The sequence below is a fragment of the Kitasatospora sp. NPDC054768 genome (assembly GCF_053612025.1).
The window spans coordinates 1-15,956 of the sequence record NZ_JBSHBN010000040.1 but is presented as its reverse complement, the minus strand read 5'-3'; the positions used below and the strand labels follow the sequence as shown (position 1 = coordinate 15,956).

The window sequence follows — 15,956 nt, the reverse complement described above, 5'->3', positions numbered from 1 at the left end:
ACCCGTTAGGGCCACGCCGTCGCGCGGCCCCGGCGTCCAACGGCCACGATCGAGGGACGCCAGGTCCGGACCCTCCTGGCGCAGCGCCGTGAGGTCGCCCCGCCGACCGCAAGCAGGTCGGGCGGTCGACCCGCGCCGCCCGCCCCCGACCCACGGAAAGCCGCTGTGATCACCACCACGGACCTGACGAAGGTCTACCGTTCCCGAGGCCGCGAGGTGACCGCCCTCGCCGGTGTCGACCTGCACGTCCGCCCGGGCGAGGTCTACGGAGTCGTCGGCACCAGCGGTGCCGGCAAGTCCACCCTCATCCGCTGCGTGAACATGCTGGAGCGCCCGTCCTCCGGCACGGTCACCGTGGACGGGGTCGAGCTGACCGCGCTGGCCGGCGGCGAGAACCGGGCCGGCAAGGAGCTGCGCGAGGCCCGCCGCCGGATCGGCATGGTCTTCCAGCACTTCAACCTGCTCTCCTCCCGGACGGTGCAGCAGAACGTCGAGCTCCCGCTGGAGATCATCGGCCTGGACCGCACCGAGCGCCGCCGCAAGGCCGCCGAACTGCTCGACCTGGTCGGCCTGGGCGACAAGGCCCGCAGCTACCCCAACCAGCTCTCCGGCGGCCAGAAGCAGCGCGTCGGCATCGCCCGGGCGCTGGCCGGCGACCCCAAGGTGCTGCTCTCCGACGAGGCCACCTCGGCGCTCGACCCGGAGACCACCCGCTCGATCCTCAAGCTGCTGCGCGAGCTCAACCAGCAGCTGGGCCTCACCGTCCTGCTGATCACCCACGAGATGGACGTCATCAAGTCCGTCTGCGACTCCGCCGCCCTGATGCGCGGCGGCCGGGTGGTCGAGTCCGGCGAGCTCACCGACCTGCTCGCCAGGCCCGGCTCCGAGCTGGCCCGCGAGCTGTTCCCGCTCAGCGAGTTCGGCACCGGCCACCCCGGCTCCACCGTGCTGGAGATCACCTTCCAGGGCGACAGCTCGGCCCAGCCCTTCGTCTCCCAGCTCGCCCGCACCTACCAGATCGACATCAACATCCTCGGCGCCGCGGTGGAGACCATCGCCGGCCGGATGGTCGGCCGGATGCGGGTCGAGCTGTCCGGCGGCCACCAGGACAACGTGGTGCCGATCGGCTACCTGCGCGAGCAGGGCCTGCAGGTGGACGTGATCGGTGCGACGGACGGAGCGGTGGCATGACCTGGGACGAGATGTGGGCCCTGATGGGGCCCGCCACGCAGGAGACCTTCCAGATGGTCGGGGTGTCCGCGGTCGTCACCGTCCTGCTCGGCCTGCCGCTGGGCGTGCTGCTGGTGCTCACCGACAAGGGCGGCCTGCTGGCCAACCGGGCCGTCAACAAGAGCATCGGCTTCGTCGTGAACCTCGCCCGGTCGGTGCCGTTCATCATCCTGATGATCGCGCTGATCTCCTTCACCCGCTGGCTGGTCGGCACCTCCATCGGCTGGCAGGCGGCGACCGTGCCGCTGACCATCGGCGCCATCCCGTTCTTCGCCCGCCTGGTCGAGACCTCCGTCCGTGAGGTCGACCGGGGCCTGGTCGAGGCGGTCCAGTCGATGGGCGGCAGCACCTGGACGATCGTCCGCAAGACCCTGCTGCCCGAGGCCCTGCCCGGCATCGTGGCCTCGGTCACCACCACGGTCATCACCCTGATCAGCTACTCCGCGATGGCCGGCACGGTCGGCGGCGGCGGCCTCGGCACCCTCGCCGTCAACTACGGCTACCAGCGCTTCGAGACCACCTTCATGTGGGTCATCGTGGCCGAGCTGGTGATCATCGTCACCGCCGTCCAGCTGATCGGCGACTTCGTCGTCCAGCGGCTCTCCCACCGCGGGCGCACCGGCGGCCGGACCCGGCTGCTCGGCCGCTCCCGGACGACTCCCGACGAGGACCTCGTCGCCTCCTAGACCTCCCCCGTCCGACCCCGGGCGCGGCTCCCCGTTCCACGCAGAAAGGCACTTTTCGTGCGCAACGTTCTGAAGTTCACCAGCATCCTCGCCACCGCCGGCGTCGCCCTCTCGCTCGCCGCCTGCGGCAGCTCCGGGTCCTCCTCCTCGTCGGACGCGAACGCGCCGCTCAAGGTCGTGGCCAGCCCCACCCCGCACGGTCAGATCCTGAAGTTCGTCAAGGACAACCTCGCGGAGAAGGCGGGCCTCAAGCTCGACATCAAGGAGGTCACCGACTACGTGACCCCCAACACGGCGGTGCAGGACGGTTCGGCCGACGCCAACTACTTCCAGCACGTCCCGTACCTGGAGGACTTCAACAAGAAGCGCGGCACCGACATCGTGTCGGTCGAGCCCGTGCACCTGGAGCCGCTGGGCGTCTACTCCAAGAAGGTCAAGGCGATCGCCGACCTGCCGGACGGCGCCACCATCGGTCTGCCGAACGACGCCACCAACGAGGGCCGCGCGCTCAAGCTGCTCGCCGACAACAAGCTGATCACCCTCAAGGACGGCGTCACCACCGCCGCCACCCCGGCGGACGTGACCGGCAACCCGAAGAACTTCAAGTGGAAGGAGCTGGAGGCCGCCCAGCTGCCCCGCTCCGTCGCCGACCTCGACGCCGCCGTCATCAACGGCAACTACGCGATCGACTCCGGTCTGAAGCCGGCCACCGACGCCCTGGTGCTGGAGAAGGCCGAGGGCAACCCGTACGCCAACATCCTGGCCGTCAAGAAGGGCAAGGAGAACGACCCGCGGGTCAAGAAGCTGGCCGAGCTGCTGCACTCCGACGAGGTCAAGAAGTACATCAACGACACCTTCCAGGGTTCGGTCGTCCCGGCCTTCTGAGCCGCGGTCCGCTCGACACCCTGATCCCGACCGGGCCCCCGCCGCACCTCGGCGGGGGCCCGGTCGGGCAGTATGCGGCAGGGACACTCCGGCCGACCGCGTTCTGACGTACCGTCGTGCGGGCAGCGCACCGCGTGGCACCCGGGGCACGACGGAGGCGTACGGTGTTGTGTTCACGACCCGGCGAGGAGAGACGGCATGGCAGCGAGCTTCCCCGAGACCGCCATCAGCACCGAACGGCTGCTGCTTCGGCCCCTGGCGGAGGACGACGCCCCCGGGCTGGCCACCATGATGGCCGACGACCTCGTCCTCGCCTGGACGGACCTGCCGCACCCCTTCACCGAGGAGTACGCGGCCGAGCTCGCCCGCACCCTCGCCCCCGCCCACCGGGCCGCCGGGCGCGGCATCGTCTTCGCCGTCACCGAGAACCTGACCCAGCGCCTGGTCGGCCTGGTCGAGCTGCGCAACACCGACTGGCGGCTGCGCAGCACCGAGATCTCCTACGTCACCGCCGTCTGGGCGCGCGGCGAGGGCTACGCCCCGGAGGCCGTCCTCGGCGTCGCCCAGTGGCTGTTCGAGGACCGCGGCTTCCTGCGCCTGGAGCTGCGCACCGCCGCCGGGAACACCGCCGCCCAGCAGGTCGCCCAGAAGATCGGCGGCATCAGCGAGGGCGTGCTGCGCAGCGCCTGGATAGTCCGGGGAGAGTCCGGCGAGGCGGTGCCGGAGGCATCTCCCGGCGGCCGGACCGGGGGAGAGAGCCGCAGCGACCTCATTCTGTGGAGCCTGCTCCCGGAGGACCTGGAGTCGCCCGAGCCGCTCCGCGGGGGCTGGCACGGCGACCAGCGCTACGTGCTCCGCGACTGAGCGCCGAAGCCCCTGACCCGGCGTGGACATGTGTGCGAGATGTCGGGGTCCGGGGTACCGCACCCGGTAGCCTCTGGACCGGCACCGCACGACGGCGGATCGAGTGGCGCACCGAGGCGAGGGAGAACGGCCGCAGATGGCTGACCGGATCACGGTCATCGGGTGGGACGGCACACCGCTGACCGAGGCCGCCGGCGCGGCCCTGGCCGCGGCGACCCTGGTGGCGGGAGCCCCCTACCAACTGAACGCCCTCCCGGTGCCGGAGGCCGCCGAGCGGATCACCCTCGGCAACGTCCGGCAGGCCGCCCGCCGGATCGCCGAGCACCGCGGCGCCGCCGTCGTGGTCGCCGAGGGCGACCCGGGCTTCTTCGGGGTGGTGCGCACCCTGCGCCGCCCCGAGTACGGCCTCGAACTGGAGGTGCTGCCCGCCGTCTCCTCGGTGGCCGCCGCCTTCGCCCGGGCCGGCATGCCCTGGGAGGACGCCCAGGTGGTCAGCGTCCACGGCGGACGGCTGCGCCGTGCGGCCAACATCTGCCGGGCCCACCCCAAGGTCGCGGTGCTCACCGCGCCCGGCGCCGGGCCCGCCGAACTCGCCCTGATGCTGCGCGGGGTGCACCGGACCTTCGTGGTCTGCGAGGCCCTCGGCACCCCGGACGAGGACGTCACCGTCCTCACCTCCGACCGGATCGCCGACCACGTGTGGCGCGACCCCAACGTGGTGCTGGTGATCGGCGGCGGCGCCCAGGCCTCCGCCGTGGACGAGGCGGCCGGCTGGCTCGCGGGGCGCCCGGTCGGCTACCCCGGCGCGGAACGCGGCTGGGCGCTCCCCGGTGACGCCTATGCGGGCGCCGGGCGCACGGAGGGTGAGCCGGGCGCACCGGAGGCGCTCCCCGCCCACGTGCGCGCCCTGGTACTGGCCCGTCTGGGCGCACGCCCCGGGGACCTGGTCTGGTCGGTCGGCGCCGGCAGCGGCGCCCTCGCGGTGGAGGCGGCCCGGTTCGGCGCCGCCGTCGTCGCGGTCGAGGATTCCCGCTCGGCCTGCGCCCGGCTGACCGTCAACGCCCGCCGCTACGGCGTCGAGGTGGAGACGGTGTACGGGAGCGGCCCCGAGGTGCTGGGCGGCCTGCCGGAGCCGGACGCGGCGGTGGTGGAGTCCGGCGGACTCGACGTGGTGCGCGCCGTCCTGGCCCGCCGGCCCGAGCGGTTCGTCGCGCTGCCCCGGACCCTCGCCGAGGCGCAGGAGGTCCACCGGGCGATCGCCGGGGCCGGTTACCGGGCGGACGGCTCGCTGCTCCAGGCGACCCCGTTGCGGCCGGTGGGGGAGGGCGACGGTCTGGCGCTGGGGACCGGCGGAACCGGCGCGCTGGTGCTCTGGGGTGAGCAGATCGTGTGAAGGCCGTGGGCGCGTGCCGGGCCGTCCGGTGGCGCCGACGGTGATCCAGGTCGCATCCGGACACCGATTCGAGAGGTGACCGCGCCGTGCCGGTAGTGTGACGTCCTGGACGGCCGTATCGGTCGGCGACCCACCCGATTCGGTCGGTTTGTCACCTTTTTGACGCGGTGCAATCCGATTCCGCTCGGAGTGTGGGCAATTCGACGGGCCGCGTGCCGGACCTGGAGAATGCCGTAGGGTCCGGTGCGGTCGTGCCGGTTGCTCCGGGTTGTCGTTGTTTCAGACGATGTGCCGCCCCGTACGGGCGGCGCGCCGGGCCGGGGTGCCGCAGTGCGCCGGATGGACTTGGGCCGCAGCGCCACGGCGCGGCGGCCGCGTGTGGTTAGGGGCGGGCCGGTGCTGGTGCGGCCCGTGCGGATGGGCGCTGCGATCGGTGATCGTGTCGCCGAGGGCGCGGCAGCGGCCTGGAAGGAGCTTTGACAATGACCGATGGCGGCCACGTCCCGGGCGAGGGACTGCCGGAGCACCTGCACGCCGGGCATGACCCGCTCGGCGGACCGGAGGGCGTCGCGGGCGTTGCACCCCTCCAGGGCGTCGCGACGGACGGCGGTGCGATCCCGAACCCGGCTCCGGTCGGCGGCGTCCCCGGCGCGATGCCCCCGGGTGCGGGCGTCATCCCGCCGCAGGGCCAGCACGGCTACGGCGTTCCCGGCGTGCCCCAGCCCGGCCACCCCGGCGACGGCTGGGCCGTCGACCAGGGCGCCCCGCGGCCGGCCTTCCACTTCCTCGACCAGCCCGACACGCCGGACGGCCTGGACGACGATGACGACGTGCTGCTGATGCCCGGCCCGCAGGGCTCCTGGGGCGAGCCGGCCGTGCCGGCCGAGCAGATGCCGCTCGCGCCGCAGCAGGACGGCACGCCGGTCGAGCCGTCCTGGCCGCCGGTGGACCCGCCGGTGCTCGGCGCCGAGCACGCCGTTCCGCAGCAGCCAGTCCAGACGCAGCCGCAGCAGCCGATGACGCAGGCTCAGCAGCCGCGCCGGCCGCTGCACGCCGGCCCGCCGATCCCGGACCCGTCGCTGATGACCGGCCAGGTGCCGGTCCGCTCGCTGGCCGACCGCGGCCCCTCGCAGGGCGGAACGCCCGCGCACGGCATCCCGGTGGTCGGCCGCCCGCCGATGGCCGAGGCCGTCGCCCCGGCGCACGCCGCCGCCCCGCAGGCCGTCCCGACAGCGCCGGTCGTCCCGGCGGCTGCCGGGGTTCCGGTCGTGGACGGGCAGCAGCTGCCGCAGGCGCAGGACTTCCAGCAGGTCCAGCAGGTCCAGCACGCCCAGCAGGTGCCGCTGGCCGGGCCGCCGGTCGAGGCCGTGCTGGCCGTGGAGACGGTCGGGGCGATCGAGGTGATCGAGGTCGTCGAGACGCCGGAGGCCGTCCACGCCGACCCGGTCCAGCCCGCGCAGGACGTGACGGCCCAGGCCACCCAGGCCACCGCGCCCGCCGTGGAGGCCGTCGCCGTGGCGGCGCAGGCCGCCCCGGCCGAGTCCGCCCAGCCGGTGGCCGGGACGGCCGACGCTCCCGTCGCTGTCGAGCCCGTTGCCGCCGAGGCCGTCGCCGCCGAGGGTGCTGCCGCCGAGGGCGCCGCCGTGCCCGTCGAGCAGACCGAGGCCGCGGCCCCGGCCGGCCAGCCGCGCCGGATCTCCGCCTTCCTGGCCGCTCCCACCCCGCACGGCCTGCCCAAGGTCGAGAAGGCCGGGCAGGCCCAGGTCGTCGAGGAGACGGCTCCGCAGCAGCCCGCGCCGATAGCGGCCGCCGACGCGCCGCAGCCCGCGGCCGAGGCCGTCGAAGCCGTCGAAGCCGTCGAGCCCGTCGAAGCCGTTGAGGCTGTTGGTTCCGCGCAGCCCGCCGAGGCCGTCGCGGGCGCCGAGTCCGGCCCGGTCGCCGTGGTGGCCGAGGCCGCCGAGCAGGCCCACCCGGCGGAGACCGCGCCGGAGGCCGTCGCCGAGCCGGTCGCGGAGACCGCCGCGGGCACCGGTGAGATGCCCTCCGGCCAGGCCGTCGTCGAGGCCGCGGCGGAGGCCGAGCAGCCGCAGCAGCAGGCCGAGGTCCAGGCCGAGGCACCCGCAGGGCAGGCCGTGGAGCAGGCCGTGGAGGCGCCCGCGGAGGCTGAGGCCGCCGAGGCCGTCGAAGCCGTCGAGCCGGCCCCCGAGTCGGCCCCCGAGGCTCCGGCCGAGGCCGCTCCGGCGGCGCAGCCCGCCGAAGCCGCCGAGCAGCCCGTGGCCGAGGCCGTCGCGCCCGTCGAGGCCGTCGAGCCGGCCGGAGAGGCCGAGGAGGCCGAGGAGGCCGTCCCTGCCGAGGGCGCCGCCGAGCAGCCCGTCGCCGCCGTCGCGGAGGCCGAGACCCCCGCGGAGCCGGCCGCCGAGCCGGCGCAGGTCCCGGCCGAGGCCGAAGCCGCCGCCGTCGCGCAGGCCGCCGCCGTCGCGGAGACCGCCGTCGCTCCGGAGGCGGAGCCCGCCCGGGAGCAGGCCGGCGAGGCGACCGCCCAAGCCGTCGAGCAGCCGCAGACCGAGCAGCCCGCCGCCGAGGCCGCTGAGGTCACCGAGGCCGCGGAGGCCCCTGAGGGCACCGCAGCCGAGGAGGCTCAGGAGCAGCCCGAGCAGCAGCCCGAGGAGCCCGCGGAGCCGCGCGGCCCGGCCGCCCCCGGATACGACGAGGCCGGCCGCGAGGCCGTCCACCAGGTGATCCGCGAGCGACGCGACGTGCGCAACGGCTTCCGCCCGGACCCGATCCCGCACGAGGTGCTGATCCGCGTCCTGGAGGCCGCCCACACCGCGCCCAGCGTCGGCTACTCGCAGCCCTGGGACTTCGTGGTGATCCGCTCGGCGAAGACCCGCAAGCGGATGCACGCCCTGGCCGAGCGCCAGCGCGAGGCGTACGCGGACTCGCTGCCCAAGGGCCGGGCCAAGCAGTTCAAGGAAATCAAGATCGAGGCCATCCTCGACACCCCGGTCAACATCGTGGTGACCTCCGACCGCACCCGCGGCGGCCGGCACACCCTGGGCCGGCACACCCAGCCGCAGATGGCCCCGTACTCGGCCGCCCTGGCCGTCGAGAACCTCTGGCTGGCCGCCCGCGCCGAGGGCCTGGGCGTCGGCTGGGTGAGCTTCTTCGACGACGAGCAGCTGGTCCGCGAACTCGGCCTGCCCGAGCACCTGGAGGTCGTCGCCTACCTGTGCGTCGGCTTCGTCGACGAGTTCCCGGACGAGCCCGAGCTGGAGCAGCAGGGCTGGGCCAAGAAGCGCCCGCTGTCCTGGGTCGTCCACGAGGAGCAGTACGGCAACCGCGCGCTGCCCGGCGAGGAGCCGCAGAGCCTGCTCGCCGAGACCCTGCGCGGCATCCGGCCGCTGGACGCCAAGGCGCTCGGCGAGGCCTGGGACCGTCAGAAGCGGATGACCAAGCCGGCCGGCTCGCTCGGCATGCTGGAGATCATCTCCGCCCAGCTGTGCGGGCTGTCCCGCAAGTGCCCGCCGCCGATCCCGGAGCCCGCCTGCGTGGCGATCTTCGCCGGCGACCACGGTGTGCACGCCCAGGGCGTCAGCCCCTGGCCGCAGGAGGTGACCGCCCAGATGGTCGCCAACTTCCTGGCCGGGGGAGCGGTGATCAACTCCTTCGCCAAGCAGATCGGCACCGAGGTCTGCGTGGTCGACGTCGGCGTCGCCGCCGAGCTGCCGGACGCCGTCCAGCAGGGCCGCGCCACCGGCCTGCTGCCGCGCAAGGTCCGCCCCGGCACCGCCGACATGACCCAGGGCCCGGCGATGACCCGCGAGGAGGCCCTCAAGGCCATCGAGGTCGGCATCGAGACCGCCCGCGACCTGGTCGCGGCGGGCAACAAGGCACTGGTCACCGGTGACATGGGGATCGCCAACACCACCGCCTCGGCCACCCTGATCTCGGTGTTCACCGGCCTCGACCCGGCCGAGGTCACCGGCCGCGGCACCGGCATCGACGACGAGACCCACGCCCGCAAGATCGAGGTCATCCGCGCCGCGCTGGCCCTGCACCGGCCCGACCCGAGCGACCCGGTCGGCGTCCTCGCCGCCGTCGGCGGCCTGGAGCACGCCGCCCTGGCCGGCTTCCTGCTGGGCGCCGCCTCGCTGCGCACCCCGGTGGTCCTGGACGGCGTCATCGCCGGCTCAGCCGCGCTGGCCGCCAAGGCGATCGCCCCCGAGGTGCTGGCCGCCTGCATCGCCGGCCACCGCTCCGCCGAGCCCGGCCACCAGGCCGCGCTGGCGAAGCTCGGCCTTCGCCCGCTGATCGACCTGGACCTGCGGCTCGGCGAGGGCACCGGTGCCCTGCTGGCCCTGCCGCTGGTGCAGAGCGCGGCCCGGGCGATGCACGATGTAGCCACCTTCGACTCCGCCGGGGTCACCGAGAAGGCCTGACGCATCCCGTCACCGCTCCGCGGACCGGCCCGAGGGCGCGCCGGACCGCGGAGCGGTGCCGTACCGTCCTCACACCCTCACCCCCGATCAGGAGCACCGCCGATGAGCGCGCCCACCCCGCACCCGAGCACCGAGGGCCGTACCCCCTACCCGGTGGGCCTGCTGCTGGCCGGCCGCCGCGTCGTCGTGGTCGGCGGCGGCCAGGTCGCCCAGCGGCGGCTGCCGGCCCTGATCGCCTCCGGTGCCGACCTGCACCTGATATCGCCGGCCACCACCCCGGCCGTCCAGGCGATGGCCGACGCCGGTGAGCTCACCTGGCACGCCCGCCCGTACCGGGACGGCGACCTGGCCGGCACCTGGTACGCCCTGGTCGCCACCGACGACCCGGCCGTCAACGCGGCGGTCAGCGCCGAGGCCGAGCGCGAGCGGGTGTTCTGCTCCCGCAGCGACGACGCCGCCGCGGCCACCGCCTGGACCCCGGCCAGCGGCCGCGACGCGGGCGCCACCGTCGCCGTCCTCACCGGCGACCCGCGCCACTCCGCCGCCCTGCGCGACGCCATCGTCGACGGCCTGCGGGACGGCTCGCTGGCCGCCCGCCAGTACCGCGCGCACGGCGCCGGCGTGGCCCTGGTCGGCGGCGGCCCCGGCGACCCGGACCTGATCACCGTGCGTGGCCGCCGGCTGCTCGCCGACGCCGACGTGGTGGTCACCGACCGCCTCGCCCCGCGCGAGCTGCTCGCCGAACTGCCCGAGCACGTCGAGGTGATCGACGCCTCCAAGATCCCGTACGGCCGCTTCATGGCCCAGGAGGCGATCAACCGCACCCTGGTCGAGCACGCCAAGGCCGGCAAGTTCGTGGTCCGGCTCAAGGGTGGCGACCCGTACGTCTTCGGCCGCGGCGGCGAGGAGCTGCTGGCCTGCGCGGAGGCCGGGCTTCCGGTCACCGTGGTGCCCGGGATCTCCAGCTCGATCAGCGTCCCCGCGGCGGCCGGTGTCCCGGTCACCCACCGCGGCATGACCCACGAGTTCACCGTGATCTCCGGCCACGTCGGCCCGGACGACGAGCGCTCGCTCACCAACTGGGAGGCCGCCGCGAGGATGAGCGGCACCCTGGTGCTGCTGATGGCCGTGGACAAGATCGGTGCGATCGCCGCCCGGCTGGTCGAGTACGGCCGGCCGGCGGACACCCCGGTCGCCGTCGTCCAGGAGGGCACCACCGCCGCCCAGCGCCGGGTGGACGCCACCCTCGGCACCGTCGCCGCGGTGGTCGAGGCCGAGGGCGTCAAGCCCCCGGCGGTCATCGTCATCGGCGACGTCGTCAACGTGCTGGCCGCGGCCTTCCAGCCGTAGGCCGGGGCGGACCCGCCGGGGCGAACGCGCCGGAGCGGACGCGCCGCAGCCAACGCGCCGGAGCGGACGCGCCGCAGCCAACGCGCCAGAGCGGGAAGTCGGCCGGTCCGACCTCCCACTCCGCGGCCGTTCCGCGGCTACTCCAGCGGCTGCTCCGTCCAGATGACCTTCCCGGTCGCCGTGTAGCGCGTCCCCCAGCGGTCCGCGAACTGCGCGACCAGGAACAGCCCGCGCCCGCCCTCGTCCTCGGTCGCCGCGTACCGCAGGTGCGGCGAGGTGCTGCTGCCGTCCGACACCTCGCAGATCAGCGAACGGTCCCGCAGCAGCCGCACCCGGATCGGCCCGGAGCCGTACCGGATCGCGTTGGTCACCAGCTCGCTCAGGATCAGCTCGGTGACGAACGCGGCCTCCTCCAGCCCCCACGCCGTCAGCCGCTCCGCCACCGCGGCCCGGACCTCGCGCACCGCCGCCGGGTCGGTGGGCACCTCCCACTGCGCCACGTGGTCCGGGGCCAGCACCCTGGTCCGGGCCACCAGCAGGGCGATGTCGTCCTGCGGGTGCACCGGCAGCATCGCCCCGAGCACGTCCGCGCAGGTCTGCTCGGGCGTGCGCGGCGGCCCGGTCAGCGCCGCCCGCAGCAGCTCCAGCCCCTCGTCGATGTCCCGCTCCCGGTCCTCCACCAGCCCGTCCGTGTACAGCACCAGCCGACTGCCCTCGGCGAGTTCCAGCTCGGCGGTCTCGAACGGCAGCACCGCCAGCCCCAGCGGCGGCCCGGTCGGCAGCTCCGGGAACACCACCCGGCCCTGCGGGTCCACCACGGCCGGCGGCGGATGACCGGCGGTGGCCAGCGTGCAGCGCCGCGACACCGGGTCGTAGATCGCGTACAGACAGGTCGCCCCGGCCAGCTCCGCGCGCTCGCCGCCCGTCGCCTCGTCCTGGTCGATCCGGTTCACCAGCTCGTCCAGGTGCCCCAGCAGCTCGTCCGGCGGCAGGTCCAGGGTCGAGAAGTTGTGGATCGCCGTGCGCAGCCGGCCCATCGTCGCCGCCGCGTGCAGCCCGTGCCCCACCACGTCCCCGACCACCAGCGCCACCCGCGCACCCGGCAGCGGGATCACGTCGAACCAGTCCCCGCCCACCCCGGCCTGCGCCGGCAGGTAGCGGTGCGCCACGTCCAGCGCCGTCTGCTCCGGCAGGTTGCGCGGCAGCAGGCTGTGCTGGAGCGTCACCGCCATGGTGTGCTCCCGGGTGTAGCGGCGGGCGTTGTCGATGCACACCGCCGCGTGCGCGACCAGCTCCTCCGCCAGCGCCAGGTCGTCCGCCTCGAACGGCTCGGCCCGCTGCGCCCGCCAGAACCGGGCCACCCCCAGCAGCACCCCGCGCGCCCGCAGCGGCACCCGCACCAGCGAGTGCACCCCGTACGCCAGAACCTGCGCCGACCGCTCCGGGTCCTGGTCCCGCCACTCGTCCACCTCCGCCAGATGCGGTTCGATGCCCGGCTCACCACTGTGCAGCGCCCCGGCCAGCGGGGTCTCGGGCACCACGTCCAGCACCGTGCCGACCGGGTAGAACGGCCCGTCGTCCCGTACGCCCGCCACCGCGGCGCGGCGCATCCGCCCCAGCGACGGGCCCGGCGGCGGCTCCTCGCCGGTCAGCACCTGGTCCGCCAGGTCCACCGTGACGAAGTCCGCGAACCGCGGCACCGTGACCTGCGCCAGCTCCTCCGCCGTCCGCGTCACGTCCAGCGTGCTGCCCACCGTCACCCCGGCGTCGTACAGCAGCCGCAGCCGCCGCTGCGCGCGCTCGGCCCGGCCGGACAGCGCCGCCAGTTCGGTGGAGTCGCGCAGCGTGGCGACGCATCCGGGCAGGCCGCCCGGCCGGTCGATCAGCCGGACGTTCACCGCCAGCAGCCGCTCCCCGGCCAGCACCACCTCGTCGGTCACCTGGCGCTCGGCGGTCAGCAGCTCCAGCGGCGCCTGCTCCAGGCCCAGCCCGGTCACGGGGCGGCCCTCGGCGTCCGGCGGCAGGTCCAGCAGTCGGCGCGCCTCGTCGTTGCAGAGCAGCAGCCGCCCGTCCCCGCCGATGATCATCACGCCCTCGCGCACCGCGTGCAGCACCGCCGCGTGGTGCTCGTACATCCTGGTCATCTCGACCGGGCCCAGCCCGTGCGTCTGGCGCCGCAGCCGCCGGCTGATCAGGGCCGTCCCCAGCGTGGCGAGCCCCACCGCGGCCGCCGCCGCGCCCAGTACCACCGGCAGCTGCCGCTGGCTGGCGCTGCTGATGTTCTTCAGCGTGACGCCCGCCGAGACCGCCCCGACCACCGAGCCGTCCGGCGCGTACACCGGGACCACCGCCTGCACCAGGCGGCCGAGCGTGCCCGAGACCTGCTGCGTCACCACCTGACCGTGCAGGGCGGGCTCGTAGACGCCGACGAACTTCTGGCCGATCCGGGCCGGGTTCGGGTGGGTGTAGCGGATGCCCTGGTCGTTCAGCACGACGATGAAGTCCACGCCCGAGGCGACCCGTGCGGCTTCCGCGCTCGGCTGCAGGAGGGCCGTCGGATCGGGGGAGCGCAGCGCGGCGACGATGCCCGGGGAGTTGGCGAAGGTCTGCGCCACCGCCACCGAACGGTTGCGGGCCTCGTGCGTGGCGTCGTTGCGTGACTGCACCACCAGTGCCACCGCGGCCGCCACCACGAGCAGCAGCACGACCAGCACCTGGAGTGCGAAGACCTGCCCCGCCACCGACCGGTGCCACACCGGCCACCGCCGCTTCGCGTGCGGCAGCTGTGGCCGACCGTGTGGGCGCCCACCGGGGGAGCCGGCGGAGCCAGTGGCGCCAGAGGCCGACGGAGCCCAGGATCGGCCCGGATTTCGGGCCATACGGTCATATTTGCACTACGACCAGCCGGGGACCACCCCGCTCCCTCCGCCGTTTGGCCTTCCCCGCCCGGGCTTGGCAAGATCGCAGGGTGTCCGAACCCCGCACCATCACCGACCCGGCCGACCCCCGCCTCGCCGACTACACCGGCCTGACCGACGTCGAACTGCGCCGCCGCCGCGAACCCGCCGAGGGCCTCTTCATCGCCGAGGGGGAGAAGGTCATCCGCCGCGCCCTGGCCGCCGGCTACCGGATGCGGTCGATGCTGCTCACCCCCAAGTGGCTGGAGGTGATGGGCGACGTCATCGCCGAGGCCGACGCCCCCGTCCACGTGGTCGAGCCCGCGCTCGCCGAAGCCGTCACCGGCTACCACGTGCACCGCGGCGCCCTCGCCTCGATGGAGCGCAAGCCCCTCCCCGACGCCGCCGAGGTGCTCGCCGGGGCCCGCCGGGTCGCCGTGCTGGAGGGCCTCGTCGACCACACCAACCTCGGCGCCATCTTCCGCAGCGCCGCCGCCCTCGGCATGGACGCCGTCCTGCTCTCGCCCGACTGCGCCGACCCGCTCTACCGGCGCGCGGTCAAGGTCTCCATGGGCGCCGTCTTCGCGGTCCCGTACGCGCGCCTGGACCCCTGGCCCGCCGCCCTCGACACCGTCCGCGAGGCAGGCTTCACCCTGCTCGCCCTCACCCCCGCCGAGGCCGCGGTCGACCTCCATACCCTCACCCCGCACGGCCTGCCCAAGGCCGCCCTGATGCTCGGCGCCGAGGGCGACGGCCTCACCCCCCGCGCCATCGCCGCCGCCCACCACCCCGTCCGCATCCCCATGGCCCACGGCATCGACTCCCTCAACGTCGGCGCCGCCGCAGCCGTGGCCTTCTACGCCGTCACCACCCCCACCCCCTGACCGCCCGACTCCTCACGCACGCCCGGTTCACCGGAGCCCCACCGACCCCCCGGGCCGCAGCGACCTCCGGAGCCGCGCCAGAAGTCGGCCGATCCGACTTCTCGTGCAGCGCCGCGCTGCTCCTGCAACGGTTGTCCGGTCTTGAGTCAACACCGCTCTCTCCAGCCACGCGACCGTGCTGATCCAGAACTGACGCCCGACCTGCACCGGATCGCCCCAGCCACCGCAACCGGGGCGATCCGGACCCTCGCAGGATCAGTGCGGCGCTGCACCAGAGTTCGCCGGCGTTGCCGAGACCGCCTTCCAGGCGCTCGGCCGCAGTGGGCTCCGGGACCGCCCTGCGCCGGAAGTCGGCCCGCCCGACTTCTCGCGTCGGCCGTCGTGGTGCGGACGGGGCCCGGGTGGCTTCAGCCGGTGGGGGAGGTGGGTGGGGCCGGGGCGGCGGCGGGGGGCGGGGTGGTGGCGCCGGGCCAGGATTCGTCGAGGGTGCCGTCGGGGCGGACGGTGTAGCGGGTGGAGGCGACGGCGCCGGTGACGGCCGAGCGTTCCTCGCGGACGACCGTGCTGCCGTCCAGTCGCCAGGTGGCCGCCGCCTGCGGGTCCGCCACCGAGGTGCGGGAGGTGGTGGCGACCGGGGTGTCCCCGGTGAAGGTGTAGAGCTGGACGAGGTCGACCTGGGTCGAACCCTCCGCCCGCCGCAGGACGACCACCGCGGCCGGCAGGCCCTTGTACCGGGCCGGCAGCACCGCGCTGAGCGTGATCTGCGGCCCGGCTCCGACCGAGTGCCCGTTCTGCAGGGCGACGGCCGGCCCGCCGGCCCCGTCGGGGTAGCTGCGGTTGGGCCAGTCCACCGGTGGCACGGGCGCCTGCGGGGCTGTCAGCCCGCTGTCCGCGCCACTGCGCGCCGCCGCCGGGAGCGGCGCGGTCGAGGCCTGTGGCGCGGTCGAGGACTGCGGCACGACGTCCGCCGAGGTCCCCGGCACCGCCTGTTCGCCGCCGGAGCCCGTATTCACCACCACCGCGCTCGGTGGCCGCACGCTCCGGTTGTCCCGGTTCTCGCAGCCCTGCGCCGCCGCGATGGCCAGCGCCACCCCGATGGTCACGGTGACGAAGACCACCAGCCGCTGCCGGAGCAGCCGCTGCCGGGCGGTGCCGGGTCGCCCGCCGGGGGCGGGGGTGTGCTGGCGGTCCCGGGGGCGTGCCCGGTCGTGGGGGCCGGGGCGGCCCGGGGGCGGGGTCTGCGGACGGTCCGGACGCGCCCGCAGCGGGCGGGTCACCGGCGTGGCTTCGGGCCGCGGCGCGGGCGCGGCCGGTCCCTGGGGTCGCCG

At 75.0% G+C, this 15,956-nt stretch carries 9 protein-coding genes and 1 pseudogene; 8 read left to right on the top strand and 2 right to left on the bottom strand.

Going from position 1 to position 15,956, the window contains the following annotated elements:
* The first annotated feature begins 165 nt into the window (after nucleotides 1-165).
* The 7 genes from ACWGKU_RS14870 (at nucleotide 166) to cobA (ending at nucleotide 10,847) form a co-directional block, all read left to right on the top strand.
* Nucleotides 166-1,191 carry a methionine ABC transporter ATP-binding protein gene (locus tag ACWGKU_RS14870; RefSeq protein ID WP_359905985.1) on the top strand — a complete coding sequence of 342 codons (1,026 nt, stop codon included), beginning with the start codon at nucleotides 166-168 and terminating at the stop codon, nucleotides 1,189-1,191.
* Complete coding sequence (locus ACWGKU_RS14865; RefSeq protein WP_359905988.1) at nucleotides 1,188-1,916, top strand: methionine ABC transporter permease; 729 nt, start codon at nucleotides 1,188-1,190, stop codon at nucleotides 1,914-1,916. Before ACWGKU_RS14870 ends, ACWGKU_RS14865 begins: the two co-directional genes overlap by 4 nt.
* Before the next feature lie 57 nt (nucleotides 1,917-1,973).
* Nucleotides 1,974-2,801, top strand: coding sequence for a MetQ/NlpA family ABC transporter substrate-binding protein (locus ACWGKU_RS14860; RefSeq protein WP_401050890.1), 828 nt, complete (start codon nucleotides 1,974-1,976; stop codon nucleotides 2,799-2,801).
* Between the two features lie 198 nt (nucleotides 2,802-2,999).
* Complete coding sequence (locus ACWGKU_RS14855; protein ID WP_359905994.1) at nucleotides 3,000-3,665, top strand: GNAT family N-acetyltransferase; 666 nt, start codon at nucleotides 3,000-3,002, stop codon at nucleotides 3,663-3,665.
* 136 nt (nucleotides 3,666-3,801) lie between these two features.
* On the top strand, nucleotides 3,802-5,058 hold the full coding sequence (cbiE, locus tag ACWGKU_RS14850) for a precorrin-6y C5,15-methyltransferase (decarboxylating) subunit CbiE (RefSeq protein ID WP_452177300.1): 1,257 nt from the start codon (nucleotides 3,802-3,804) through the stop codon (nucleotides 5,056-5,058).
* A 482-nt stretch (nucleotides 5,059-5,540) separates the two neighbouring features.
* Nucleotides 5,541-9,497 carry a nicotinate-nucleotide--dimethylbenzimidazole phosphoribosyltransferase gene (cobT, locus tag ACWGKU_RS14845; RefSeq protein ID WP_452177301.1) on the top strand — a complete coding sequence of 1,319 codons (3,957 nt, stop codon included), beginning with the start codon at nucleotides 5,541-5,543 and terminating at the stop codon, nucleotides 9,495-9,497.
* A gap of 102 nt (nucleotides 9,498-9,599) precedes the next feature.
* Nucleotides 9,600-10,847 carry a uroporphyrinogen-III C-methyltransferase gene (cobA, locus tag ACWGKU_RS14840; RefSeq protein WP_359906002.1) on the top strand — a complete coding sequence of 416 codons (1,248 nt, stop codon included), beginning with the start codon at nucleotides 9,600-9,602 and terminating at the stop codon, nucleotides 10,845-10,847.
* 137 nt (nucleotides 10,848-10,984) lie between these two features.
* Here the strand turns inward: cobA and ACWGKU_RS14835 are convergent, their stop codons facing one another.
* Complete coding sequence (locus ACWGKU_RS14835; RefSeq protein ID WP_401053550.1) at nucleotides 10,985-13,726, bottom strand: SpoIIE family protein phosphatase; 2,742 nt, start codon at nucleotides 13,724-13,726, stop codon at nucleotides 10,985-10,987.
* 89 nt (nucleotides 13,727-13,815) lie between these two features.
* On the opposite strand from ACWGKU_RS14835, the gene ACWGKU_RS14830 reads away from it, so the two are divergent.
* Nucleotides 13,816-14,628, top strand: coding sequence for a TrmH family RNA methyltransferase (locus ACWGKU_RS14830; protein WP_380549340.1), 813 nt, complete (start codon nucleotides 13,816-13,818; stop codon nucleotides 14,626-14,628).
* A gap of 407 nt (nucleotides 14,629-15,035) precedes the next feature.
* Here the strand turns inward: ACWGKU_RS14830 and ACWGKU_RS14825 are convergent.
* Nucleotides 15,036-15,956, bottom strand: a pseudogene (locus ACWGKU_RS14825) (hypothetical protein); the annotation flags it as partial.